Annotated in this window: 18 protein-coding genes; 9 read left to right on the top strand and 9 right to left on the bottom strand. The window is 72.4% G+C overall.

The genetic code is table 11. The features are described 5' to 3' along the window. Nucleotides 1-90: 90 nt before the first annotated feature. On the bottom strand, nt 91-801 hold the full coding sequence (locus tag K8U61_RS07270; RefSeq protein WP_224122332.1) for a zinc-binding metallopeptidase family protein: 711 nt from the start codon (nt 799-801) through the stop codon (nt 91-93). Then, nucleotides 798-1,643 (bottom strand): phospholipase domain-containing protein, encoded by an 846-nt coding sequence (locus K8U61_RS07265; RefSeq protein ID WP_224122331.1) that lies wholly within the window; start codon nt 1,641-1,643, stop codon nt 798-800. Before K8U61_RS07265 ends, K8U61_RS07270 begins: the two co-directional genes overlap by 4 nt. 113 nt (nt 1,644-1,756) lie before the next feature. On the opposite strand from K8U61_RS07265, the gene K8U61_RS07260 reads away from it, so the two are divergent. Both K8U61_RS07260 and K8U61_RS07255 read left to right on the top strand, forming a co-directional pair. Beyond that, nucleotides 1,757-8,143 carry a putative Ig domain-containing protein gene (locus tag K8U61_RS07260; protein ID WP_224122330.1) on the top strand — a complete coding sequence of 2,129 codons (6,387 nt, stop codon included), beginning with the start codon at nt 1,757-1,759 and terminating at the stop codon, nt 8,141-8,143. Nucleotides 8,144-8,191: 48 nt separating this feature from the next. Further along, the gene (locus tag K8U61_RS07255) at nt 8,192-10,078 is read left to right on the top strand and encodes a phospholipase C (protein WP_224122329.1); all 1,887 of its coding nucleotides are present in this window, start codon (nt 8,192-8,194) and stop codon (nt 10,076-10,078) included. A gap of 13 nt (nt 10,079-10,091) precedes the next feature. On the opposite strand, the gene K8U61_RS07250 is transcribed toward K8U61_RS07255, so the two are convergent. Further along, nucleotides 10,092-11,060: a helix-turn-helix transcriptional regulator gene (locus tag K8U61_RS07250; RefSeq protein WP_224122328.1), complete on the bottom strand. Its 969-nt coding sequence runs from the start codon at nt 11,058-11,060 to the stop codon at nt 10,092-10,094. Between K8U61_RS07250 and K8U61_RS07245 the strand changes: the two genes are divergently transcribed. Continuing rightward, nucleotides 11,046-11,615 carry a mycothiol transferase gene (locus tag K8U61_RS07245; RefSeq protein ID WP_224122327.1) on the top strand — a complete coding sequence of 190 codons (570 nt, stop codon included), beginning with the start codon at nt 11,046-11,048 and terminating at the stop codon, nt 11,613-11,615. The genes K8U61_RS07250 and K8U61_RS07245 overlap by 15 nt on opposite strands. A 63-nt stretch (nt 11,616-11,678) precedes the next feature. Here K8U61_RS07245 and K8U61_RS07240 read toward each other — a convergent pair whose 3' ends face one another. Continuing rightward, the gene (locus K8U61_RS07240) at nt 11,679-12,320 is read right to left on the bottom strand and encodes a fasciclin domain-containing protein (RefSeq protein WP_224122326.1); all 642 of its coding nucleotides are present in this window, start codon (nt 12,318-12,320) and stop codon (nt 11,679-11,681) included. A 96-nt stretch (nt 12,321-12,416) separates the two neighbouring features. Then, on the bottom strand, nt 12,417-13,580 hold the full coding sequence (locus K8U61_RS07235) for a PucR family transcriptional regulator (RefSeq protein ID WP_224122325.1): 1,164 nt from the start codon (nt 13,578-13,580) through the stop codon (nt 12,417-12,419). 104 nt (nt 13,581-13,684) lie between these two features. Between K8U61_RS07235 and K8U61_RS07230 the strand changes: the two genes are divergently transcribed. Then, nucleotides 13,685-14,830: a ferredoxin reductase gene (locus K8U61_RS07230; protein WP_224122324.1), complete on the top strand. Its 1,146-nt coding sequence runs from the start codon at nt 13,685-13,687 to the stop codon at nt 14,828-14,830. Next, nucleotides 14,827-16,062, top strand: a complete 1,236-nt coding sequence (locus K8U61_RS07225) for a fatty acid desaturase family protein (RefSeq protein WP_224122323.1) — start codon at nt 14,827-14,829, stop codon at nt 16,060-16,062. Before K8U61_RS07230 ends, K8U61_RS07225 begins: the two co-directional genes overlap by 4 nt. Nucleotides 16,063-16,074: 12 nt before the next feature. On the opposite strand, the gene K8U61_RS07220 is transcribed toward K8U61_RS07225, so the two are convergent. From K8U61_RS07220 to K8U61_RS07205, 4 genes are read right to left on the bottom strand one after another with little or no spacing between them, the layout of a single operon-like run. Continuing rightward, the gene (locus tag K8U61_RS07220) at nt 16,075-16,983 is read right to left on the bottom strand and encodes an alpha/beta hydrolase family protein (protein WP_224122322.1); all 909 of its coding nucleotides are present in this window, start codon (nt 16,981-16,983) and stop codon (nt 16,075-16,077) included. Nucleotides 16,984-17,022: 39 nt separating this feature from the next. Beyond that, on the bottom strand, nt 17,023-18,039 hold the full coding sequence (locus K8U61_RS07215) for a LacI family DNA-binding transcriptional regulator (RefSeq protein ID WP_224122321.1): 1,017 nt from the start codon (nt 18,037-18,039) through the stop codon (nt 17,023-17,025). 17 nt (nt 18,040-18,056) lie between these two features. Next, nucleotides 18,057-19,247 carry an MFS transporter gene (locus K8U61_RS07210; RefSeq protein WP_224122320.1) on the bottom strand — a complete coding sequence of 397 codons (1,191 nt, stop codon included), beginning with the start codon at nt 19,245-19,247 and terminating at the stop codon, nt 18,057-18,059. After that, a complete protein-coding gene (locus tag K8U61_RS07205; RefSeq protein ID WP_224122319.1) occupies nt 19,244-20,152 on the bottom strand; it encodes an ABC transporter substrate-binding protein in 909 nt (302 codons plus the stop codon). Before K8U61_RS07205 ends, K8U61_RS07210 begins: the two co-directional genes overlap by 4 nt. A gap of 149 nt (nt 20,153-20,301) precedes the next feature. Here K8U61_RS07205 and K8U61_RS07200 point away from each other — a divergent pair, with 149 nt between their 5' ends. The 4 genes from K8U61_RS07200 to K8U61_RS07185 are packed head-to-tail and all read left to right on the top strand — an operon-like array spanning nt 20,302 to nt 25,046. Next, entirely contained in the window at nt 20,302-21,393 is a 1,092-nt protein-coding gene (locus K8U61_RS07200) for an alpha/beta hydrolase family protein (RefSeq protein ID WP_224122318.1), read from the top strand. Beyond that, nucleotides 21,390-22,337 carry an NAD(P)-dependent oxidoreductase gene (locus tag K8U61_RS07195; RefSeq protein ID WP_224122317.1) on the top strand — a complete coding sequence of 316 codons (948 nt, stop codon included), beginning with the start codon at nt 21,390-21,392 and terminating at the stop codon, nt 22,335-22,337. The genes K8U61_RS07200 and K8U61_RS07195 overlap by 4 nt, the downstream gene beginning before the upstream one ends. Beyond that, nucleotides 22,334-23,572, top strand: a complete 1,239-nt coding sequence (locus tag K8U61_RS07190; protein ID WP_224122316.1) for a M24 family metallopeptidase — start codon at nt 22,334-22,336, stop codon at nt 23,570-23,572. Before K8U61_RS07195 ends, K8U61_RS07190 begins: the two co-directional genes overlap by 4 nt. A gap of 13 nt (nt 23,573-23,585) precedes the next feature. Beyond that, entirely contained in the window at nt 23,586-25,046 is a 1,461-nt protein-coding gene (locus K8U61_RS07185) for an NAD-dependent succinate-semialdehyde dehydrogenase (protein ID WP_224122315.1), read from the top strand. Nucleotides 25,047-25,048: the final 2 nt, after the last annotated feature.

Below are 25,048 nucleotides of genomic sequence, written 5' to 3'. Positions count from 1 at the left end.
TCTCAGGCGTTGCAACGCCTGAGAAGTGACGGGGTCGCCTGAGAAGTACGCCGCTCAGTCGGCTCGGCCGGGACCGCAGCGGCGGGGCGCCTAGCCCTCTAGCCAGGTGCGCAGCACGTACTCGCACTGCGTGAGCTCCGCCGTCGGCACGAACTCCCCGGGCGCGTGTGCCACCGCCGGGTCGCCCGGCCCGAAGGAGACGGTGGGGATCCCGCGAGCGACCAGGAGGTCGACCTCGGCCTGCCGGTCCGCGGACGCGGGTACGCCGGCGGTGTCCGCCAGCCCGGCCAGCCGGGCGTGTGCCGGGTGGGTCGGGTCGGCGACCCCGCCGGAGGTCGGCGCGACCAGGACCGCCACGTCCGCGGCGAGGAGCTCGGGACGCGTCTCGGCCAGGGTCGCGAGGCCGCCGCCGGCGTGGAGGACGAAGGTGACGCCCGGGGAGGGGGTCGCGGCGGCCGAACGGAGCAGGACAGCGAGCCCGCCCTTCGCGTCGCACGCGCCGATGCCGAAGAGCTTGCCCATCTCGACGTAGGCGAAGGAGTCGGGGTCACCGGGGTCGGTGTCGAGGTGCCCGGCGACGAGCACGCGCTCGGCGACGCCGGCGTCCGGCGTGCGGGCGACGACGGTGTTGCCGACCCGCTCGACGGCGAGGTGGGCCAGGGGTGCGAGCGCGGCCTCGATCGCGGCGGCCAGGCCGTCCTCGGCGCCGGTCTCCGAGGGGATGTTGACCAGCGACATCGTGAGAGAGACGACGTCGAGCTCGAGCAGCAGGGGCATGACGGGCAGGGTCGGGTCGCTCATGGGAGCCTTCCGGTGAGGTGTCGGGTGAAGCCGGGGCCGGTCACGGAGACGTCGTACCGGCCGTCGCGGACCGCGACCGGCAGGGTGACGGCGCGCGGGCGCGCGAGCGAGGACGCGGGCACCGTCGTGCCCGTCGGCCCCGTGCCGTCGTCGATGCGGAGGTGGATCCCGCGCGTGCCGCCGGCGTTGGCGAGCCGGAGCGTGACCAGGCCGTCGGCCACCTCGACGTCCGCCGACGGGGAGTAGGGGAGCGGACGGTCCGGGCCGTCGGCCGGCTCGCCGAGATCGAGCGCGTCGACCAGGTCGCCGCACACGTGCCGCCGCCACTCGGAGATCCAGTAGCGCACGTCGGTCCCGCGGCTGGCCGCCCAGCGCTCGCAGAGCTGGATCAGCGAGGTGTGGTCGCAGACCTCGTCGCTGACCCACGCGCGCTCGGTCCAGGGGGTGTGCAGCAGCAGGACCCCGGGCCCGCCGAGGGCGGCGCCCCACGTCTCGGCCACGGGCGGTGCGTCGCCGCCGCCGAGCGCGACGGCGACGAGGGTCGCGGGCGGCAGCCGGTCCAGTCCACCCAGCACGGCCTCGACCGTGTCGCGGCCGGCCTCGACCACGGTGACGTCGCCCAGGGTGTCGGGCATCGACGCCCGCAGATGGACGGTGATGTCGGCCTCGCGGAGCACCACCGCGAAGCCCGGCCACACGCGCTCGGCGCGGTCCTCCCCCGCCGGCGTGAGGTGGTAGCGGCGGCAGGTGGTGACCTGCTCGGGCACCGCGGTGAGGTCCTCGACGAGCACGTCCTCGGCGACGAGGAGGAGCAGGTGCTCGACGTCCTTCAGGGCGGCCACGATCGGTCACCCTGGCACGAGTTACATAGGAATCCTAACGATCATCTGACGCCCCCCGTTCGTTCATCCGGCCAACCCCGACCGTTGCGTCGTCACCAAGATGCTCGCGCCTCGTGACCATCCTGAAGAGCTGGCGCGGCCTCGTCGCTGCCCTCCTGACCGCGGGCCTGACCGCGACGATGACGGCCTCCCTCACCGCGGCTCCCGCCGAGGCCGCGACCACGCCGGACCACCTCGTCATCTCCGCCGTCTTCGGCAGCGACGGCGGCGCCTACACCAGCGACTGGGTGCAGCTCTACAACCCGACCGACAGCGACATCTCGCTCGGCACGATCAGCGGGTCGACGGTCACCCCGAGCTACTACCAGTGCTACCGCAGCCTGGCTGGCACGAGCTGCAGCTCGATGAAGCTCTACGGCACGGTGCTCGCGCACCACTACTTCCTGATCTGGGACGGCCACAACGCCGCCGCCGGCACCGACCGCGGTACGCCGCCGGCCGGGGTCCGGCCGGACCTGAACTTCGCCCTCGACGCCGGCAACACCGCGGGCACCTCGAGCGATCCCTCCGGGCAGTCCAACACCGGCTTCGGCGGCTACTCCACCGGCGGCCAGATCCTGCTGCTGAGCGCCGCGACCGGCGGCGTCTACACCGGTTCGGGCGACCTCTCGTCGTCGGCTGCGCGCACGGCCGGCGTGGTCGACGCCGTCGCGTGGACCAAGTACGCCTCGCCCAGCTACACCCAGCCGGGCAGCGCCGAGACCGGTGGCGTCGCCACCATCACCGGTGCCTCGGCCGGCACCAGCAACGCCTCCGTCTCCGTCCGGACCTTCACCGACGGCGTCCCGGTCGACACCGACAAGAACGCCGCGGACTTCACGCCCCTCACCACGGCCGACTTCACGCTCCGCTCGCAGGCCAGCAGCCGCGTCGCGGTCGCCGACGTCGCCGACACCGAGATCAGCCGGGGCGAGGCGATGGCGCCGATCCAGGTCCAGGGCAGCAAGGGCGTCGGCTCGCTGAGCTATGCCGCGTCCGGCCTGCCGGCCGGCGTCGACATCGACGCGGGCACCGGCGTCATCAGCGGTACGCCGGCCGCGAGCGACGACCTCGGGGACTACCCGGTCACGGTGACCGTCTCCGACCAGACCCCCAGCCAGGCCGACACCGCCACGACCACCTTCACGCTCAGCCTGAGCAGCACGCTCCGGGTGGACCAGCAGGACACCGTCACCGCGCGGAAGGGCATGGCGATCACGCCGATCGAGGTGACGGCGCACGGCGGCACTCCCGACTACGCCTTCGCTGCGACCGGCCTGCCGGCCGGACTCGCCATCGACCCCGCCACCGGCGTCATCAGCGGGACCCCGGCCGACGCGGTCGGCCGCTACTCCGTCCACGTGACGGTGAGCGACAGCGGCGTCGGTGGCGCCCACCAGTCGACCGGGATGGACTTCACCGTCGTCGAGCGCCCGCGGACCACGGCCCCCTCCGGCACCGACCCCCTGGCCGGCCTCCGGATCAACGAGGTCACGGCCACGGGCACCGCGGTCGACGACTGGGTCGAGCTGGTGAACATCGGCGGCGCCCTCACCGGCGCCTCGGTGAGCCTGGTCGACGCCGACGGGGACGCCTACCGGCTGCCGACGCGTGACATCGCCGCCGGCGCGTACGTCGTCGTCGACGGCACCGACCTCGCCACCGCCGGGCTCGACCTGGCCGCGACCGACACCCTCGACCTGACCACGTCCGACGACACCGTCCTCGACGAGACCAGCTGGACGTCGTACCCGTCCACCTCCTGGGCGCGCTACCCCGACGGGACCGGCGACTTCGCGGTCTCGAAGCGGGTCACCCGCGGCGCGACCAACGCCCTACCCGCCGTCTACGCGACCGACGACCTGGTGATCGCGGCGGTCTTCGGGGCCAACTCCGACACCGTCCGGTGGAGCAACGACTGGGTCGAGCTCTACAACCCGACCGACCACCCGATCTCGCTCGGGACGATCGACCCGACGACGACGCCGAACGCGACGGTCACCCCGGCCTACGCGCTCTGCTACCGCAGCTACTCGGCGACCGGCGCCTGCTCCAGCCTGGTGAAGCTCTACGGCACCGTCGCGCCGCACCACTACTTCTTCGTCTGGTACAAGAACGCGCACACGCCGGCGGACCAGGGCACCTACCCCGCGGGCTTCACCCCCGACCTCGACATGTCGGTCGCGACGGCCGCCAACGGCAACCAGGGCGGCAGCAACATGGGTGGCTGCAACACCGGCGGCCAGATCGAGCTGCTCGACGCCACCCGCGGGACCAGCCCGATCAACGGCGACCTCTCGTCGTCCGCGGCGAAGTCCGCCGGCGCCGTGGACGCGGTCGGGTGGATGAACGCCTCGACCAACCAGCCGACCGCTGCCGAGAGCAAGGGCTCCGCCACGGTGGCCGGCCTCGACTCGGGCACCAACAACGCCTGTGTCATCGCCCGGAAGTTCGCCCGCGGCTACGCCATCGACTCCGACGCGAACAACGCCGACTTCACCACGGTCGCCGACCTCGACTCCTTCGCGGCGCACTCGCAGCACGACGACCGGGTCGCGATCACGCCCGTCGGCGACGCCGAGGTCTCGATCAGCGCCGAGATGAACCCGATCCAGGTCCAGGCGTCCGCCGTGTACGGCGCGCTGTCCTACGCCGCCAGCGGCCTGCCGGACGGCGTCTCGATCGACCCGGCCACCGGTGTCATCAGCGGTACGCCGTCGGCCACCGACGCCCTCGGCGACTACGACGTGACCGTCACCGTCTCCGACGACGTCCCGAGCGACACCGCCACCACGTCCTTCGTCCTCACCCTGAGCAAGGTCCTGCGCCTCGACCCGGTCGCGGACGTCTCGGTCCACCAGGGCACGGCGATCACCGACATCCAGCTGACCGGTCACGGCGGCCACCCGGGCTACAGCTACACCGCGTCGGGTCTGCCGGCCGGCATCACGCTGAACCGGAGCACCGGCGTCATCAGCGGCACTCCGACCGGGGCGATCGGCCGCTCCCGGGTGCGGGTCACCGTGATCGACAGCGGGGTCGCGTCGGAGCACGCGACGGTCTCGCGAGAGTTCGCGATCGTGGTGCTCCCGTCGACGAGCGGTCCCCAGCCGGGCGACCCGCTCGCCGGGCTGACCATCAACGAGGTCCGGGTCGGCGACACGCCCGCGCAGAGCTGGGTCGAGGTCTACAACACGGGTGCCGCGATCACCGACGCGGTGCTCGTCCTGGAGGACAGCGCCGGCGACACGGTCCGGCTGCCGGCCCGGGACGTCGCGGCCCACGGGTTCACCGTCGTCGACGGCGCCGACCTGGCCGCGGCGGACGTCGACCTCGCGGCCGCCGCCGACACGCTCTACCTCACCGAGTCCGACGACACCCTGCTCGACCAGACCTCGTGGTCGTCGGCGGCCCCGACGTCGTGGGCGCGCTACCCGGACGGCAGCGGTGACTTCGCGGTCTCGGCGTACGCGACCAAGGGTGCGGCCAACAGCGGCACCCCGGAGATCGGCCCCAACGACCTGCTGGTCACCGAGGTCAACTACGACAACAACTCCACCGACTACTACGAGTACAGCGAGGTCACCAACACCACCGACCACCCGATCGACTTCGCGGCGTACGGCCTCACGATGACCAAGAGCGGCGCCGTGATGACCTTCCACGACCCGTCCGACACCAGCCAGTCCTCGCCGACGGTCGACCCGGTCATCCCGGCGCACGGCACCCAGGTCTTCTGGTGGGTCGAGAACCAGTACTTCGGCGTCAAGACGACGACGCAGTTCCGGTCCAACTACGGGATCCCCGCGTCCACCCCGGTCGTCCTGGTCTACGGGTTCACCTCGATGGCCAACTCGGGCGGTGACCACAGCTACTACATCTCGGTCAACCAGGGCAGCACGCTCGTCTCGCGGGCCTGGGTCGACACCCCGTGCGCGGCGAACACGCTCAACGGATCGGTCGTCTGCACCGCCACCAACGGCAACTACGCCGAGCACTACGCGGTGCCCGCCGACCGCGGCAACGCGGACGCGGCCGTCTGGTACAACTCGCTGTACGCCGGTGGCGACTCGGTCGCGCACCCGCTGAAGAAGTCGCTCAGCAGCCCCAGCACGATCGACCTCGAGCAGCTCGGCTTCACCCGCGCCATCAAGATCACCGAGACCAGCGCCGTCGCGGTGACGCTCACCAACACGGCGAGCTCCACGGTCGACGCGTCCGGCTACGTCCTCGAGGACAAGGCCGGAGCCCGTTACCAGCTGCCGTCCGGGACCACGCTCGCGGCGGGCGCCCACCTCGCGCTCCCGTCGGGCACCACGGGCTTCACCCTCGCCGCCTCGGACTGGGTGACCCTGCTCGCGCCGCAGGGCTACGCCTACACCGACGGCGCCGGCATCGTCGACACGACCGGCCCGCTGCTCACGGCGGTGCCCTACGACTCCAGCACGGGCGGCGACCCGGTCATCGACGAGACGACCGGCCTGCCCCTGCCGCCGGCCGGCGGTCTCTACCGGCCGGGCGGCATCTCGGCGGCCGACGGCACCGTCTACGTCTCCAACACCGGTGACAACGTGCTCGCGGCCATCACCGGCGGCGAGACCAGCACGGTGGCGGGCTCGCTGACCGGGTACGGCGACCTCGGCGACGAGGGTCCGGCCGAGGACGCCCAGCTCTACCAGCCCGGCGGCACCGCGGTCGACGACGCCGGCAACGTCTACATCGCCGACAGCGGCGACAACGTGATCCGCCGGGTCACCACCGACGGCGTCATCCACCGCTTCGCCGGCACCGGCGTGGCCGGTGGCGCGGGCGCCGCCGTCACCGAGGCCAGCACCCCGCTGAGCGTCAACCTGTGGCACCCGAACGGCGTCGCGGTCGACAGCGCCGGCAACGTGCTCATCGCCGACACCTACGACAACCGGGTCCTCGAGGTCACGGCGGGCGGTGCGATCACCGTGGTCGCCGGCACCGGCCGGGCGGGCTACACCGGGGACGGCACGGCCGGCCCGACGGCCCGGCTCTCCCAGCCCACGGGCGTGGCGGTCGACCACCAGGACAACGTCTACATCGCCGACGCGTCCAACAACGTGGTGCGCCGCGTCGACGCCGCGTCCGGGGTGATCACGACCGTCGCCGGCGACTTCGCCGCGGGCCAGACCCAGAACGAGTGCCTCGGCGGCTACTCGGGCGACGGCGGCCCGGCGACGTCGGCCCAGCTCAACACGCCGCAGGCGATCGCGCTCGACCGCGCCGGCGACCTCTTCATCGCCGACACCTTCAACCACGCGATCCGGCAGGTGTCCGCCGACGGCACGATCTCGACCCTGGTCAACACCTCGGCGGTCAGCGGCACCGAGAACATCAGCCCCGTGGGTGGCGGCTCCTTCCCCTGGAGCACCCACCTCAACACGCCGTCCGCCGTGGCGGTCGACCGGTCGACGAACGTCCTCTACATCGCTGACACCAAGAACAACGCGGTCGCCCAGGTGGTGCACGCGGCGTTCGACGGCAATGCGGCGGGCCCGACCGAGCCGGCCGACCAGGTCGCGATCACCGGCTCCGGTCTCTCGGCCGGCGCGTGCGCCGAGCTCGCCAACGGCCCGGTCGTGTCGGTGAGCGCGCCGAGCATCTCGGGCGGTCTCGACGTGGGCTCGGTGCTGACCGCCGACCCCGGCTCGTGGACGCCGACGCCGGACCGCTTCGCCTACCAGTGGCTGCGCAACGGCGTGCCGATCGGTGGCGCGACGGCGGCGACGTACACCACGACGACCGCCGACGGCGGCCGCGTCGTCTCGGTCGCGGTGACCGCGGTCAAGGAGGGCTTCGCCCCGGCGAGCGCCACCTCGCCCGGCGTGTCCATCGTGCGCGACCCCGGCGACCCGGGCGACCCCGGCCAGACGCTGTCGACCCGGGTCCCGACCCTGTCCGGGAGCTTCACCGTGGACAGGACGGTACGGGCCGACCCCGGCACCTGGAGGGCGGGCACCGCGACGGTCACGTCGTTCGACTACCAGTGGCTGCGCAACGGGGTTCCCATCACGGGCGCGACGTCGCCGGCCTACACGCTGACGGCCGCCGACGCCCGGACCACCGTCTCGGTCCGCGTGACCGGCAGCTTCCCGTCGTACCCGTCGGCGTCGGTGGTCTCCCGGTCGCACGTCGTGTCGCCCGCGGCGCTGACCCACGGGAAGCCGAAGGTCCGCGGCAAGGCGCGGGTGGGCCGCACGCTGACCGCCTCGCCGAGCACGTGGCGGGCCGGGACGGTGCGCCTGGGCGCGAGCCACCTCGACTACCAGTGGTACGCCGACGGCCGGCGCATCGCCGGCGCCACGCGAGCCACCTTGGCGATCACGCGGACGTTCCGGCACGACCGGATCGCGGTCGAGGTCACCGGCCGCTACCCCGGCTACCGCACGGCCTCCGCCACCTCACGGGTCACGCACGCCGTCCGGGCCCGCTGACCCGGCCTCCCGCACCCGAACATCCCGAAGAGCCCACGAGAAGGAACCATGACCGAACAGAGCACCAACCCCGTCCACGCGCAGACGACCCGCCGCACGGTGGTGATGGGCGCGGCCGCGGTCGCGGGCGCGGCCGGCATGTCCGGTCTGCTCCCGACCCGGCTCGAGGCGGCGGCCGCGGCCGAGCCGGAGGAGTTCGACCTCTCGCGGATCAAGCACGTCGTCTACGTGATGCAGGAGAACCGGTCGTTCGACCACTACTTCGGGACCTTCCCGGGGGTGCGCGGCTTCGACGACCCGGACGCCATGACGCTCGCCAACGGCAACTCGGTCTTCATGCAGCCCGACGCGGCCAACCCCGACGGCTACCTGCTCCCCTTCCACATGGACACCAAGACGACCGGCGCCGCGGCGATCCCGTCGCTCTCGCACGACTGGCGCGACCAGCACGCGTCGTGGAACAAGGGCGCGATGGACGGCTGGCTGAGCACCCACGTCGCCTCGGACGGCGCGGCCAAGGGCAGCTACACGATGGGCTACATGACCCAGGACGACATCCCGTTCCACTGGGCGCTCGCGGAGAACTTCACCCTCCTCGACAACTACCACTGCTCGGTGATGGGACCGACGTACCCCAACCGGGCGATCTGGATGTCGGGCACCAACGACCCGCAGGGCCAGCAGGGTGGCCCGATCCTGGAGACGGTCGCGCCGAACACCCTCACCTGGAAGTCCGCGGCCGAGGTGCTGTGGGACGCCGGCTACACCGTCAAGACCTACACGAGCTCGGGGTCGTACAACTACTTCAAGTGGTGGCAGAGCTTCAAGACCCCGGGTCAGGTCGACACCGAGCTCTACAACCTGGTCAACGGCACCGGCACGCTCTACGGCAACGGCCAGCCCGGTGGCGTCGGCGACCCGCTGAACCCGACGCGGGCGGCGGTCAGCTACCTCGCCTTCGAGGAGGACTGCGCCAACGGCACCCTCGCCGACGTGACCTGGCTCTTCCCGGACGGCCCCTACGCCTCCGACGAGCACCCGCCGAACACCCCCGCCGCGGGCGCCTACTTCCTGGCGTCCAAGCTCGAGGCGCTGGCGAGCAACCCGGACCTGTGGGCGTCGACGGTCTTCATCATCAACTACGACGAGAACGACGGCTTCTTCGACCACGTGCCGCCGCCGGTCCCGGACCCGGTCCTGCACGCCGAGGAGTACGTCGACATGCCCTCCCCGCGCGGCACGCCCGGCGGCGGGCTCCCGGCGGGCGCGGGCTTCCGGGTGCCGTGCCTGATCATCTCGCCGTGGACCGTGGGCGGCCACGTCTACTCCCAGGTCGCCGACCACACCTCGCCGCTCCAGCTCATCGAGGCGATCGCCGCAGCCGGTGGGCTCTCCGGCCACGGCCCGGTCACCTTCGACGCGATCACCTCCTGGCGCCGGTCGACCTTCGACGACCTCGCCGGCGCGTTCCAGCCGGTGGCCGGCCAGGCCGCGCCCGGCGCCGCGATGGCGGCCGCCGACCCCGACGTGCGCCAGGCGGACTACTCCGCCCAGCTGACGGCGTCCGCGCTGCCGATGCCCGCCCGCCCGGGTGCCGCGCAGACGGTCCCGCACCAGCTCCCGACCGACCCCGCCTCGGCCCCGACCGGCCCGGTCTCCTCGGGCCAGAGCTCGGTGACGGTCAGCGACGCCGTACGGTCCGGGCGCAAGGCCGCGGTCACGGTGACCGGCGCCAAGCCGTCGACGAAGGTCGTCGCGCGCCACTCCCACGGCTCCGTCGTCGGCCGGACCACGGTCGACCCCGACGGCACCGCCAGCCTGCGGATCGGCACCGACCACCTGAAGGTCGGCCACCAGCACCGCTACACCGTCACCTACGTCGACGCCTCCGGCCACCACCACACCCGGAACGTGGCGTTCCAGGTCACGCGGTGACGCCGGCTGCCGCTCACGCGCCTGCCGGACCCGCCGACCCGGCCAGCCGCGCGGCCAGCGCCGCCAGCGCCGCGCGCAGCTCGGGACCCTCGACGACGGTGAAGGACACCGGGATGGCGGCGAGCTGACGGGCGTACCAGTCCGGGTCCTCGGTGGTCGCGACCATCCGCGTCCGGTCCTCGCCCACCGGCTCGAGCAGCGCGAGGCTCCGCGGCACCCATCGGGAGACCCAGGACGGCGGGGCGTCGACCAGCACCTCGATCGTCAGCGGCCAGCCCTGCGAGAAGCTCTCCTCGATGGTCCGCAGCGCGTCGAGGTCCGCCGGCGGCGTGAAGGTCTCCGGCAGCGAGACCACGTCGAGGACGCGGTCGACCCGCAGCACCCGTCGGGCGGACCGGCTCCGGGACCAGCAGAGCAGGTACCAGCGGCTGTGCCGCAGCACCACCGCCCACGGCTCCAGCACCATCTCCGACGCGTGGTCGCCCAGCCCGTAGGACACCTGGACCAGCCGCGCCGACGAGCACGCCGCGAGCAGCCGGTCGAGGTGCTCGTACGGCGTCGCCGGCCGCGTCGGCTCCGGCAGCGCGACCGCCACCCGGTCGGGCAGCGACCGCAGGATCTTGCCGAGCGCGCCGCCCACGACGTCGGCGGGGTCGGCCGCGCCCGGGTGCCCCTCGAGCGTGGCCATCACCAGCCCGGCCGCCTCGGCGGCGGTGAACATCAGCGGCGGCAGCCGCAGCCCGCGGCCGACCCGGTAGCCGCCGTACGGACCGCTCACCGATTCGATCGGCAGCTCGGCCTCGCGGAGGATCGCGACGTACCGGCGCGCGGCCCGCCCGGTGACCCCCAGGGCGAGGCCCAGCTCGTCGGCGGTGATCCCGGGGCGTGCCTGGATCAGCTCGAGCGCGACGAGAGCACGAGCGGTCGGGGAAGCGGATCGTCCGGGAATGCTCCTAGTGTGCCGGACATGACGACCCTCCACCTCGCTCAGGAACCCCCGCTCGCCGGCGACGAGGTCGCCGCGATGATCGGCTCGCTCAACCGCATGCGCGGCTACCTGCTGTGGAAGTGCAGCGGCCTCGACGCCGACGGCATCCGCGCCACGATCCCGAGCTCGACGCTCTCGCTCGGCGGGCTGCTCAAGCACGCCGCCGTGGTCGAGGCGATCACGCTGTCCTGGAAGCTGCACGGCCGCGCCCCCTTCCCGCCCTTCGACCAGGCGGACTGGGACGACCAGGACTGGCACCTCCGGGTCGAGGACGACGACACCCCGGAGTCGCTCGAGCGGCTCTTCGTCGAGTCCGTCGCGCAGGGGCAGGCGCTGCTCGACGAGGCGATCGCCGCGGGCGGGCTGGACTTCGAGGCCGACCTCCAGGACGACGAGGGCCGCCACCCCAACGCCCGGCGGCTCGTCTACGACCTGCTCGAGGAGTACGGCCGGCACGTCGGCCACGCCGACCTGGTCCGGGAGTCCGTCGACGGACTCGTGGGCGAGGACCCGGCGCCGGGCACCTTCCCCGGCGTCTACGAGGTCTAGGGCCGGTGGCGCTCGCGCGCGTCGACGGGCGAGCACCACCGGCACGGGCCGGTCAGGTCCGGCTCAGAGATCGACGGGGAGCAGGACCCCGTTGATCGCGTGGGCGATCTGCGGGTTGCCCTTGTTGATGTTCGTCGCGATCACCTTCGGGTTGGCGACGTCCGGGTCCTGGTCGGCGAGCCGGACGACATCGCCGCGGACGCGGACCTTGACGGTGCCGCCCTGGGCGGTGGTCAGCCTCGTGCCGTCGGCGGCCACGACGCGCTTCGCGCCGAGCGTCTTGCCCGGCACGACGTGGTAGAGCAGGACCTGCTCGATCGTGTCGACGCCGGCGGCGCGGGCGAGGCGGCGGAAGGTGGCCTTCTCGGTCATCGGCCGCGAACCGGTGAGCGTGAAGGCCAGCTTGCGGAATGCCCGGTCGGTGGGCAGGAAGGCGGTCAGCTTGGTGCGCGGCTTGGCGAGCACGCCGACCGCGCTGTCCGGGTCGGCCTGCAGCACGGCGCCCACGGCGGCGTCGAGGATGTCGAAGTCACCCCAGTTCCGGTCGAAGTGGTGGCCGTCGGCGGCCAGCACCTTCGCGAGACTCGTGGGGCGGTCGTGGGCGGGCGCGCCCTCGGCGGTCGAGGGAGCAGCCACGGCGACTGCGGTGAGCGCAGCGGCAGCGAGACCCGCGGTAGCGGTACGGACGGTGCGGTGGTTCGTCATGCTTTCCTCCCGATCAAGCCCGCGCGCACGCTCGCGCGGGCGGTGAACCTGTCGGAAGGGCTTCGGAGGTCCGTGGGGACCGGATTGGTAAAGAATTCAACCGAGTGCGACGACCATCGCGAGCACCGTCCCGGGGTCGTCGAGCCGGTCGCCGTAGAGCTCGCGCAGCTGACCCATCCGGTAGCGCACGGTCTGCGGGTGCACGAAGAGGTCGGCGGCGACCTCGTCGCGACGGCCGTGGTGGAGCAGCCACGAGCGCAACGTGTCGGTGAGCTTCTCGGCGGTCCCGGGTCGCAGGTCGGCGAGCGGGGCGAGCACCTGGGCACGGAGGTCGGCCCGCGCGGCCGGGTCGGCCTCGAGCACCAGCGGCACGAGGTGCGCCTCGGTGTCGAGGTCGAGGCCCGCCGCCCGGGCCCGGAGCGCCCGGTCGTACGACGCCCGCACGTCCAGCCACGGCCGTGCCGGACCGGCGGTGCACCCGCGGGTGCCGAGCGTCCGCAGCAGCGCCGTACGCCGGTGCCCGTGGGCGTCCGGCACCAGCAGCAGCACCGCCTCGTCGAGCTCGGGCGGCTCGGTCGCCGCGATCGTCGCGGCGGAGACGCCGGCCAGCACCGGCCGCACCTGTGCCTCCGGCACGATCACCGCGGTGAGCGTGGTGGGCGGCTCCCAGCCGGCGCGCTCGGCCGCGGCGACGACCGCGTCGCGCGGCGAGCCGGAGAGCAGGTGGTGGGCGATCCGCTCGAGCCGGCGCTGTCGCACCCGGCCGGTGGTCGCGAGCTCGTCGGTGTGCCCCGCGACGCTCGCGGCGGACAGCTCGTCGATGTAGGCGAAGACCAGCTCCGCGAAGGCCGCCAGGGTCTCGCCGTCGAGGCCGTTGCGCACCGCCGTCGTGGACATCTCCCGCCACGACACCCGCGCACCGATGCGGTAGGCCGCGAGGATCGCCTCGGTCGAGCGCCCGCTGCGCGCCTCGCCCCGGCCGAGCTGGTAGGCGCCGTCGACCGCCGGAGCCGTGGGTGTGGTGACGTCGGCGCCGCGCCGCCCGCTGGCCAGGGACAGGAAGCCGCCGAGAGCCAGCTGCACGGCGTTACGGATCGTCTCGCCCATCGGCCCGCTGAAGGCGTCGGTGTAGCTCGGGACCTCGTCGATGATGGCGCCGACGACGTGCTCGGCGACCTCGGGCAGCTCCGCGCGCATCCGCTCGACCGCCTGCGGCGGGAGGCGGAGACCGTGGTCAGCGGTGTGTCGGGTGGTGGCCATGGTCCCAGTGTGGCCCTCATTTTGTTCGCTGGGAACAACTGTGACCCGTATCTTCACGTGCTGCGGTCATGATCTTCGCCCTGAGCGGCAGCACACTGGTCCTCATGAGCATCGCCCTCCCGTCCGGTACGACGCGGCCCACCCGGGGCCGCACGCTGCGCGAGAGCCTGCGCCGGGTCGCCGACGCCGCCGTCACCCCGCTCAGCGTCGACGACGTCCTCGACGTCTTCCACCCGCTGCGTGGCGGCCGCGAGAGCCTGCAGGGCCGGATCGTCTCGGTCACCCCCGAGACCGCCGAGTCCGCGACGATCCTGATCAAGCCGGGCCGCGACTGGGCCGGCCACGTCCCCGGCCAGTACGTCCGGATCGGCGTCGACGTCGACGGCGTCCGCCTGTGGCGCACCTACTCCCTGACCCACGGCCCCCGTCGGGACCGCTGCATCAGCATCACCGTCAAGGCGATCCCCGGCGGCGTGGTCAGCAACCACCTCGTCCACGCCGTCAAGGTGGGCTCGATGGTCCAGCTCGAGCAGGCCGAGGGCGAGTTCGTGCTCCCGCAGCCGATGCCCGCCAAGCTGCTCCTGGTCACCGCCGGCTCCGGCATCACGCCGGTGATCGGCATGCTCCGCAACCTCTTCTCACGGCGTCTCGCGCCGGCCGTCGACATCACGCTCGTGCACGTCAACCAGAACGCCGACACCGCGATCTTCCGCGACGAGCTCCGCGCCCACGGCGACTCCGGGCGCATCACCCTCGTCGAGCGGTACGACGACGTGCACGGCCTGCTCGACGTCTCCGACCTCGCCGACCTCGTGCCCGACCTCGACGAGCGGCTCGCCTACGCCTGTGGCCCGGCGGGCCTGCTCGACGCGCTCGAGGCCCACCACGCCGAGCGCGGCCTGGCCCTCACCACCGAGCGCTTCCGCACCGTCCTGGTCGAGCCGGCCGGAGATGGGCAGAGCGGCGGCACCGTCACCTTCGCCGACGGCCGCACCATCGAGGCCGACGGCGCCACCCCGATCCTGGACGCGGCCGAGGAGGCCGGCGTCCTGATGCCCAGCGGCTGCCGGATGGGCATCTGCATGGGCTGCGTCATCCCCATGACCGACGGCGCCGTGCGCGACCTGCGCAACGGCGCGGTCACGGTCGCCGTCCCCGGCGAGACCGGCTCGGCCGGCGTACCGATCCAGACCTGCATCAGCGCCGCTGCTGGTGCCTGCCACATCGACGAAGGAGCACGCTCGCGATGACCGCCATCACGAAGAAGCCCGTCAACCCGACCGCCCACCTCACGCCCGAGGACATCGAGCAGCTCGGCATCGAGCTCGACGCGATCCGCCAGGACGTGCTCGACACCCGGGGCGAGAAGGACGCGGCCTACATCCACCGCGTCGTCAACGTGCAGCGCCGCCTCGAGCTCGCCTCGCGTGCCGTGCTGCTCGGCTCGGCGCTGCCGCCGCTGTGGGTGCTCGGCACCGTCGGGCTTTCGGTGGCCAAGATCCTCGAGAACATGGAGATCGGCCACAACGTCATGCACGGCCAGTGGGACTGGATGCGTGACCCGAAGATCCACTCGACCACCTGGGAGTGGGACAACGCGTCGACCGCCGACGGCTGGAAGCACGCGCACAACGAGATCCACCACACCTACACGAACATCGTCGGCAAGGACAACGACCTCGGCTACGGCATCATGCGCGTCGACGAGGACCAGCGCTGGCACCCGATGTACCTCGCGCAGCCGCTGTGGAACTTCATCAACGCCTGCTTCTTCGAGTACGGCATCGCGGCGTACGACCTCGAGCTGGGCCGCAACCTGCGGATCCCCAAGGAGAAGCGGTCCGCGGAGTTCAAGGCCAACCTCTCGAAGACGCTGAAGAAGATCCGCAAGCAGGCCACCAAGGACTACGTCGTCAACCCGGGCCTGGCGATCCCGTTCGGCGCGTTCCTGCCGACCCTGGCCGCCAACTTCACCGCCAACCTGGTGCGCAACATCTGGTCGCACTCGGTGATCATGTGCGGCCACTTCCCCGAGGGCGTCGAGACCTTCGAGAAGAAGTCGATCCCGGAGCGGGAGACCCGCGGCGAGTGGTACCTCCGGCAGATGCTCGGCTCCGCCAACATCTCCGGGTCCAAGGCCATGCACATCATGTCCGGCAACCTCTCGCACCAGATCGAGCACCACCTCTTCCCCGACCTCCCGAGCAACCGGTACGCCGAGGTCGCGCCGAAGGTGCAGGCCCTCTTCGAGAAGTACGACCTCAACTACCACTCGGCCCCGCTGCCGCAGCAGGTCTACTCGGCCTGGCACAAGGTGGTGCGGCTCTCGCTGCCCAACGGCTGGCTGGAGACCACCAACGCCAAGAACCTCCCCGAGCAGGCCAAGCTGCTCTGGGCGATGACGACCAAGGGACCGAAGATCCGCCGCGCCGCCGCCGCCCGCCTCCAGCAGCAGGCGCGGAAGCAGGCCCGGGCCGCCTGACCTCGCCCGAGGTCAGCGGTAGCGGTCGAAGAACCCCACGATCGCGGCTAGGGCCTCGCGCTGCACGTCGTCGACGACGGGGACGCCGTGCTCGTCGTTCTCGGGGTAGATGTAGCCGTGCACGTCGTGGCTCCAGGTCCGCCACTCGGCGTCGTCGCGCTTCTCGGCGAGCAGCTCGTAGGTGAGCCGGAAGATGCCCTGGAGCTCGTCCTGGTCACGACCGAGCACGAGGACGGGGATGTCCACGCCGTCGAGTCGGGCCGAGACCTCCTCGGGTGAGGTGATCCGCGCGCGGGCCGCCTCGGTCGAGCGGATCTCCATGCTCTCGATGTCGCGCATCCCGTCGACGGTGACGACGCTCGGGGCGTCCTCGAGGCGCAGGGTGAGCAGCTCGTGCGACGCCGGCTCGGCCGCGACGCCGGCGCGCAGGAGGCCGGCGTACTGCGAGCAGAGCTTGAAGAGCATCTCGCCGGCGTGGCTGACGCCGAGGTGGAAGAGCCGCTCGTGGTCGATCGCGGGGTGCTTGCCGACGTGCCGCAGGATCGCGACCTCGTCCTCGTACTCCAGCGGCGCGCGGTTCATCAGCTCCATGCCCTGGCGGCCTTCGACGCGGAGCGCGCCGCCGGTGTCGTAGCCGAGCTCGACCTCGGTGCGGTAGCGGGTCCACGCGCACGCGTACCCGGCCTCGAGCAGCACGTCGGTGACGTGCCGGAAGCCGTGCACGCGGTGGCGCAGCCAGTCGATGCCGCCACCGCCGTTGCCGTAGGCGACGAGGACGAAGGGGTGGGGTCCGGGACCGGCGGGGAGGCGCAGCGCGTACGGCGCGTAGAGCCCGTCGAGCGTCTCTGCGAGCAGGTAGTGGGCGGGGCTGTCGGAGCCCGGGAGATCCTCGCTGAAGAGCGGCGCGTACGGGTCGGTCATGGCCGCAACCTAGCGACGACCACAAACGATTGCAACGGGTCAGCGGGGTGGTGCGGTCGAGCCCCGGACGACCAGGCTCAGCGGCAGCAGCACCGATCGTGCCGGCCGAGCCGGGTCGGCGATCGCGTCGAGCAGCAGCCGGGCGGCCTCGGCCCCGATCTGCTGGTGCGGGATCGCGATCGTGGTCAGCGGCGGACGCAGCTTGTCGAGGAAGGGCATGTCGTTGAACCCGACCACGCTGATCTCGCTCGGACAGTCGATGCCGCGCTCGGCGAAGACGTCGTAGCAGCCCAGCGCGATCAGGTCGTTGCCCGCGACGACCGCGGTGAACTCGGTGCCGCGGTCGAGCAGCGTGCGCAGCCCGACGGCGCCTGCCTCCTCGCTCCAGTAGGTGCAGACCTCGACCAGGTCCGGGTCGTCGTCGAGCCCGCGGTCGCGGATCGCGCTGCGGAAGGCGCGGGCCCGGACCAGGCCGGTGGAGGTCTGCAGCGGCCCGGCGAGGTGGGCGATGCGTCGGTGGCCGAGGTCCGCGAGGTGCCGAACGGCGAGCTCCACCCCCGTCGCGTCGTCCGGGGTGATCGACGGGACGTCGATGCCGTCCGGTCGCCGGTTGACCATCACCATCAGCACGCCCTCGCGGCGCAGCTGCGCCAGCAGGGGGTGGTCGAGCAGCGCGGTGGCGATGATGAGGCCCTCGACCTGGCGTGAGCGCAGCTGCTCGATCTGGGCGCGCTCGCGGCCGGGGTCGTTGTCGGTGTTGACGATCAGGCCGCTGTAGCCGGCGGGCTCGAGGACGTCCTCGATGCCGCGGACGATCGGCGGGAAGAGCGGGTTGGTGAGATCGGGGATGACCAGGCCGACGGTGCCCGACTTCGCCGTCTTCAGGCCGCGCGCGATCGGATTGGGGCGGTAGCCGAGCGACTCGGCCACCTTGATCACGCGACGTGCCGTGTCGGCGTTGACCAGTCCACGGGTCGCCGGGTTGAGCGCGCGCGACGCCGTCGCGGGGTGGACGCCTGCTGCGTCCGCCACGTCCCGGAGCGTCGGTGTCTGCATGGCGGGCATCCTAGGGGTCAGGCTGCCCGGTCACGGTCCGGCGGACGCTGCCACTGCGCCCGTCGCCAGCTGGCGGCCACGCCGAGCGGGATGGCGAGCGCGGCGTACGCGGCGTAGATGACGGAGTAGCGCCCGGCGTCCGCGAGGTCGGCGACCACGACGGCGGCGAGCGCACTGCCGACGAAGAGCGATCCGGCGAAGAACGACACGACGGTGGCGCGCGCGGCCGGCAGCACCTCGGTCGCCCAGGTCTGGAGCGAGGAGTGCATGGCGGTCCAGCTCAGGGCCAGCAGCACGGCGACGGCCAGCGCCATCGGCGGCTCCTGGGAGACGACCAGCAGGGCGCAGCCGAGGGCGGCCGCCCCGGCGCCCAGCGCGATCAAGCGGCTGGGGTGCCAGGTCGCCGCGAGTCGTCCGACCAGCCGGGAGAAGGGGAAGACCGCCACGCCGTAGACCGCCGTGACGGTGCCCGCCAGCACGGCGCTCGCGCCGGTGTGCTCGACCGCAGGCGGCAGCAGCGTGAGGCCGCCGAGCAGGACCGCGCCCTCGGTGAAGGCGAAGAGCAGCACCAGCAGCGTGACCGGCGACCGGCCGACGCGGCCGATCGCCTCCCGCACCGTGCCGGGCCGCTCGGTCGCGTCCGGCTCGGGCAGCGCGCGCAGGGTGCCGGTCAGCACCAGCGAGGCGATGCCCGTGGCCACGAAGGCGAACCGCCAGGACACCAGGTCGGCGAGCAGGCCGGCCCCGATCGACGCCAGCGCCGTACCCAGGGCCACGCCCACCATCAGGCGGGCGATGTCGGGCTGCCGCCGAGAGGCGGGCACGGTGTCGCCGATGTAGATCATGCTCGCGGGGTAGGCGGCGCCGAAGAAGCCACCCGCGAGGCCGCGCGCGACGGTGAGGCTGAGCGGCGACCAGGTGATCGCCGAGAGCAGCGTGCAGATGCCGGCCAGCAGCAGCGTCACCCGCATCGTGCGGACTCTGCCGAGACGGTCGGAGACCATGCCCCACAGCGGCTGGGACAGGCCGTAGATCAGGAAGTGGGCCCCGGCGGCGTGCACGACCTGGCTCAGCGAGGCGTCCATGTCGTGCGCGATCGCCACCAGCATCGGGGGCATCGCGAAGCGGTCGAGCGTGCTGACGAAGGTCGTCAGCTGGAGGAGCCGCAGTGGCTCGCTGCGGCGGCCCGGCCTCGGGGTGCGCCTCACGCCTGCACCAGGCCGGAGTCCTCCGCGAGTGCCGCGTCGAGGGCGTCGGCGCCGGGCTCGCCGGGCACCGGCGCGGGGAGATAGGTACGCCGCAGCCGCACCAGCGTCTCGAGCGATCCGGTGTCGACCACGCCGTCGGGCACCAGTCCGTCGCGCGGGTCGCGCAGGCGCTCGACGTACCGCAGGGCGAGGTCGTCGCCGAGCCCGAGCCGCCGCGCGGCCGACTCGGCGGCCTCGTCGGTGAGTCCGCCGCCGGCGATCTCGGTGGCCGTCTCGAGCAGGGCCGACGAGAGGCGCCGGGCGCCGCCGAGGTGGTGCTCGCCGGCGACGGCCACGACGGTGCCGAGGTAGGGCGAGAGGTGCTCGGCCGCCGTCGCGAGCCGGACGCAGCCGTGCTCCTCCGCGATCAGCTCGTTGCCGGCGTTGAGCATGGTGGCGAGGCAGTCACCGGCGAGCAGGGCCTCGAGCCGCCGAGGGGTCGAGCCCAGCGCGACCAGGTCGTACCGGTCGCGGGTCACTCCCAGTCCCTCCGCGAGAGAGTAGAGCGCGAGGGCGAAGCCGGACGTGCCGACGTCCACGCCGACCTGGGCGCCGACGAGGTCGGCGGCCGTCGTGCCCGGCCGTCCGTAGAGGCCCAGCCCCATGCCGCGGTCGATGGCCGCGACGATGCGCACGTCGGCGAGCTCGCCGAGCGGGTTGCGCGGGTTGAAGCGGTAGGCGAGCACGTTGTCGGGACTCGTGAGCCCGACGTCGAGCTCGCCGTCGAGCAGGGAGCGGAACTGGCCCGGCGACGAGGTCACCGCGACCTCGCGCACCTCCAGCCCGCGGTCGCGGAGCCGGCCGGTGCGACCGGCCACGTCCAGCAGCACGGACGGGGTGAACGAGCCGACGACGAGGAGGTCCACGGCGGCACCGTAGCGGATTGTGCAGTCGATTGCAGCAACAGGCGTCTGCAGCCCGCCGTACTTGACATCATCCCGCAGTGGCGGGAGGCTGCACTCGTTTGCAGTAACACGTCGCCTCGGCGTGAACGTATGCGATCCGAAGGGGAGAGATGGACGAGCTGGTCGCCTCGGCGGTGTCCCACTGGGGGCCACGGTTCACGGTCAACGGCGTGACCGTCGCCGACTTCGAGCGCGTCACCGCCGGTCTGGAGCACTGGGCCGACTGGTGCGCCGCGTGGGTCGCCGCCGGCGCCGAGCACGAGCAGCTCGGACGCGATGCCCTCGCCGAGGGCCGACTGCGCTCGGCCGGCGAGCACCTGTCCCAGGCTGCCGTCTACCACCACTTCGCCAAGTTCGTCTTCGTCGAGGACGTCGAGCAGATGAAGGCCGCGCACGCCCGCGCCGTGGCCTGCCTGGACGCCGCTCTCCCGTACCTCGACCCGCCCGGCCGCCGGGTGGAGATGCCCTTCGAGGGGAGCACGCTGGTCGCCGTCCTGCGGGTGCCGGCGGGGGACGTCCCGCACCCGGTCGTCGTCCTCGTGCCCGGCCTCGACTCGACCAAGGAGGAGCTGCGCTCGACGGAGGAGACCTTCCTCGTCCGGGGCATGGCGACCTTCACGATCGACGGCCCCGGCCAGGGCGAGGCGGAGTACGACCTGCCGATCCGCGGCGACTGGGCGCCCGTCGCCGAGACGCTCTGGGCGACGCTCGGCGAGCTGCCCGAGCTCGACCGCAGCCGGCTCGGCATCTGGGGCGTCAGTCTGGGCGGCTACTACGCGCCCCGCATCGCCGCCGCCCTCGGCGACCGCGTCACCGCGTGCGTGTCGCTCGCCGGACCCTTCAACTTCGGCGAGTGCTGGCCGGGCCTGCCTCAGCTGACCCGAGACACGTTCCGCGTGCGCAGCGGCGCCGCCACCGACGACGAGGCACGGCAGATCGCGCTCACCCTCGGGATGGCCGACGTCGCGCAGGACCTCGTCGCCCCGCTCCTCATCGTCTTCGGCCGGCTCGACCGGCTGATCCCGTGGGAGCACGCCGTCCGGCTGCGCGACTCCGTCGCCGGCCCGGTCGAGCTGCTCATGCTCGAGAACGGCAACCACGGCTGCGCGAACGTCGCGCCCTGGCACCGGCCGCGCACCGCCGACTGGCTGGCCGCCCGGCTCACCGCTCCCGTCCGCACGACCGAGAAGGCAGGCTCATGACCGACACCACCCACCAGCCCGGCACGATCAGGATCGGCTGGATCGGCGCCGGCCGGATGGGCGCCGCGATGGCGAGCCGCCTGGCCAAGGCCGGCGAGGACGTGACGGTCTGGAACCGCACGCGCGCCAAGGCCGAGGTGCTCACCGAGGTCGGCTGCCAGGTCGCCGACACGATCGCCGACCTGCGTGGTCTCGACGTCGTCTTCACGATGGTCTCCACCCCCGCCGACCTCGAGCAGGTCCTCGTGGGCGAGGGCGGCCTGCTGGCCGACCCCGACCACGTGCCGGGTGCGGTGATCGACTGTTCGACGGTCTCGACCGAGGCCTCGGCCGCGATGCGCACCGCTTGCTCCGAGCGCGGCGTCGACTTCCTCTCGTCGCCGGTGAGCGGCAACGGGAAGGTCGTGCGGTCCGGCGGCCTGACGCTCGTGGTCTCCGGCCCGGAGGAGGCGTACGTGAGGTTCGCCCCGCTGCTCGACCACCTCGGCAAGGGTGCGACGTACGTCGGGGAGGGCGAGCTCGCCCGCCTCGCGAAGATCTGCCACAACGTGATGCTCGGCGTCGTCACCCAGAACCTCGCCGAGATCACCGTGCTGGCCGAGAAGGGCGGCATTCCGCGCGCGGCCTTCCTGGAGTTCCTCAACAACTCCGTCATGGGCTCGGTCTTCACGCGCTACAAGTCGCCGGCCTTCGTGAACCTCGACTTCACGCCGACCTTCACCCCGATCCTGCTGCGCAAGGACTTCGACCTCGGCTTCGAGGCCGCGCACGACCTCGACGTTCCGATGCCGGTCGCCGCCGCCGCGGCCGCCGCCGTCCAGGCGAGCGTCAGCAGCGGCCGCACCGAGGAGGACTTCGCGATCCTCCTCGAGCTCCAGGCCCACAACTCCGGCATCGAGCTCAAGCCCGAGAACGTCCCCGTCGACGACGGGCTCGGCGGATGAGCGGTCCGATCCCCGCACCGGGGCACATGGGGGTCGACTACGAGGAGCGGGTCGACTTCGAACGACTCCGGCGATACCGGCTCGAGCGCGCGAAGGCCGCGCTGGAGACCAGCGAGTGCGGGGCGTTCCTGCTCTTCGACTTCTACAACATCCGCTACACCACCCAGACCTGGATCGGCGGCGCCCTCGGCGACAAGATGATCCGCTATGCCCTGCTCGCCCGGGACAAGGACCCGGTGCTGTGGGACTTCGGGTCGGCGGTGAAGCACCACAAGAAGTACAGCCAGTGGGTCCCGGAGGAGAACTACCGGGCTGGCTTCCTCGGCTTCCGCGGCGCCGTTGCGCCGTCCGTCGGACTCATGGCCGATGCCGTCGCGGAGATCAAGTCACTGCTCGTCGAGGCCGGGGTGGCCGACCTGCCGGTCGGCATGGACATCGTCGAGCCGCCGTTCCTCTTCGAGATGGAGCGGCAGGGCCTGCGGGTCGTCGACGCGCAGCAGCTGATGCTCGACGCGCGCTGCATCAAGAGCCACGACGAGATCGTGCTGCTCAACCAGGCGGCCGCGATGGTCGACGGCGTCTACCAGGACATCGTCGAGATGCTGAAGCCCGGCGTCCGCGAGAACCAGATCGTCGCGCACGCCAACAAGCGCCTCTACGAGATGGGTTCGGACCAGGTCGAGGCGGTCAACGCGATCTCCGGCGAGCGCTGCAACCCGCACCCGCACAACTTCACCGATCGGCTGATCCGCCCCGGCGACCAGGCCTTCTTCGACATCATCCACTCCTTCAACGGCTACCGGACCTGCTACTACCGCACCTTCGCGGTCGGCAGCTCGACCCCGGCCCAGCGCGACGCCTACACCAAGGCACGTGAGTGGATGGACCGCGGCATCGAGGGCATCAAGGCCGGCGTCGGCACCGACGAGGTCGCCGCGCTGCTGCCGGCTGCCGAGGAGTTCGGCTTCGGCAGCGAGATGGAGGCCTTCGGCCTGCAGTTCGCCCACGGCCTGGGCCTCGGCCTGCACGAGCGCCCGATCATCTCCCGCCTCAACTCGATGAAGGAGCCCGTCGAGCTGCAGGTCGGCATGGTCTTCGCGCTGGAGACCTATTGCCCCGCCTCGGACGGCGTCTCCGCCGCGCGGATCGAGGAGGAGATCGTCATCACCGAGGACGGTCCCCAGATCCTCACGCTCTTCCCCGCGCAGGAGCTCGTCGTCGCCAACCCGTACTGAAAGGCCTTCCCTGATGGGTGACTTCTCCCTCGACCAGCTCACCGACCTGCCGCTGGACCTGTGCATCGGCGGCAAGCTGGTGCCCGCCTCGGACGGCGGCCGCTTCGACGTGCTCGACCCCGCGACCGGCGCCGTGCTTACGACCGTCGCCTCGGCGTCCGTCGACGACGCGATCGCTGCGGTCGACGCCGCCGACGCCGCGGCCGCGGGCTGGGTCGCGACGCCCCCGCGCGAGCGGTCGGAGATCCTGCGCCGCGCCTTCGAGCTGATGACCGCGCGCGCCGACGAGATCGCCCACCTCATCTCGCTGGAGAACGGCAAGGCGCTCCCCGACGCCCGCGGCGAGACGGCGTACGCCGCGGAGTTCTTCCGCTGGTACGCCGAGGAGGCCGTGCGCGCCTCCGGTCAGGTGATGACCGCGCCGTCGGGTGCGAACAAGATCGTGGTGCTCCAGCAGCCGGTCGGCATCTGCGTGCTGGTCACCCCGTGGAACTTCCCGGCCGCGATGGCCACCCGCAAGATCGGCCCCGCGCTCGCCGCCGGCTGCACCGTCATCCTCAAGCCGGCCTCCGACACCCCGCTCACCGCGCTGCTGATGGCCAAGATCCTCGAGGACGCCGGCGTCCCGGCCGGCGTGGTCAACGTGCTGCCCGCCCGCCGCTCCGGCGCGGTCGTCTCCGCGATGCTGCACGACCCGCGCGTCCGCAAGCTCTCCTTCACCGGCTCGACCGAGGTCGGCCGGGTGCTGCTCAAGGAGGCCGCCGACCAGGTCGTCAACTGCTCGATGGAGCTCGGCGGCAACGCGCCCTTCGTCGTCCTGGACGACGCCGACCTCGACGCCGCCGTCGACGGAGCGATGATCGCCAAGATGCGCAACGCCGGCGAGGCCTGCACGGCCGCCAACCGCTTCTACGTCCACGAGGCCGTCGCCGCCGACTTCTCCCAGCGCCTCGGCGACCGGATGGCCGCCCTCCGCGTCGGCCCCGGCACCGCCGACGACACCGAGGTCGGCCCGCTCGTCAACGAGGAGGCAGCCGCCTCCGTCCACGAGCTCGTCGAGGGCGCCGTCGCCGCCGGCGCCCGCGTCGTCACCGGCGGCAAGCGCCCCGACCGCGAGGGCTTCTACTACGAGCCGACCGTGCTCCTCGACGTACCGCTCGGCGCGGAGATCCTCGGCGAGGAGATCTTCGGCCCCGTCGCCCCGATCATCACCTTCTCCGACGAGGCCGACGCGATCCGGATGGCCAACGACACCGAGTACGGCCTGGTCTCCTACGTCTACACCCGCGACCTCGCCCGCGGCCTCCGGGTCAGCGAGCAGCTCGACTCCGGCATGGTCGGCCTCAACCGCGGCCTCGTCTCCGATCCCGCCGCCCCCTTCGGCGGCACCAAGCAGTCCGGCATCGGCCGCGAAGGCGGCCACGAGGGCATGCTCGACTACCTGGAGTCGAAGTACGTCGCCGTCAGCTGGTGACG

It is taken from the genome of Nocardioides mangrovi (assembly GCF_020073815.1).
GTDB classification, from domain to species: Bacteria; Actinomycetota; Actinomycetes; order Propionibacteriales; family Nocardioidaceae; genus Nocardioides; species Nocardioides mangrovi.
Note: the sequence above shows the minus strand (reverse complement) of the source record. Positions and strands in the feature narration are given on the sequence as shown.

Coding starts and splice junctions, on each gene's coding strand:
- K8U61_RS07270 (WP_224122332.1), bottom strand. CDS start 801: ATGAGCGACCCGACCCTGCCCGTCATGCCCCTGCTGCTCGAGCTCGAC.
- K8U61_RS07255 (WP_224122329.1), top strand. CDS start 8,192: ATGACCGAACAGAGCACCAACCCCGTCCACGCGCAGACGACCCGCCGC.
- K8U61_RS07245 (WP_224122327.1), top strand. CDS start 11,046: ATGACGACCCTCCACCTCGCTCAGGAACCCCCGCTCGCCGGCGACGAG.
- K8U61_RS07240 (WP_224122326.1), bottom strand. CDS start 12,320: ATGACGAACCACCGCACCGTCCGTACCGCTACCGCGGGTCTCGCTGCC.
- K8U61_RS07235 (WP_224122325.1), bottom strand. CDS start 13,580: ATGGCCACCACCCGACACACCGCTGACCACGGTCTCCGCCTCCCGCCG.
- K8U61_RS07230 (WP_224122324.1), top strand. CDS start 13,685: ATGAGCATCGCCCTCCCGTCCGGTACGACGCGGCCCACCCGGGGCCGC.
- K8U61_RS07225 (WP_224122323.1), top strand. CDS start 14,827: ATGACCGCCATCACGAAGAAGCCCGTCAACCCGACCGCCCACCTCACG.
- K8U61_RS07220 (WP_224122322.1), bottom strand. CDS start 16,983: ATGACCGACCCGTACGCGCCGCTCTTCAGCGAGGATCTCCCGGGCTCC.
- K8U61_RS07215 (WP_224122321.1), bottom strand. CDS start 18,039: ATGCAGACACCGACGCTCCGGGACGTGGCGGACGCAGCAGGCGTCCAC.
- K8U61_RS07200 (WP_224122318.1), top strand. CDS start 20,302: ATGGACGAGCTGGTCGCCTCGGCGGTGTCCCACTGGGGGCCACGGTTC.
- K8U61_RS07195 (WP_224122317.1), top strand. CDS start 21,390: ATGACCGACACCACCCACCAGCCCGGCACGATCAGGATCGGCTGGATC.
- K8U61_RS07190 (WP_224122316.1), top strand. CDS start 22,334: ATGAGCGGTCCGATCCCCGCACCGGGGCACATGGGGGTCGACTACGAG.
- K8U61_RS07185 (WP_224122315.1), top strand. CDS start 23,586: ATGGGTGACTTCTCCCTCGACCAGCTCACCGACCTGCCGCTGGACCTG.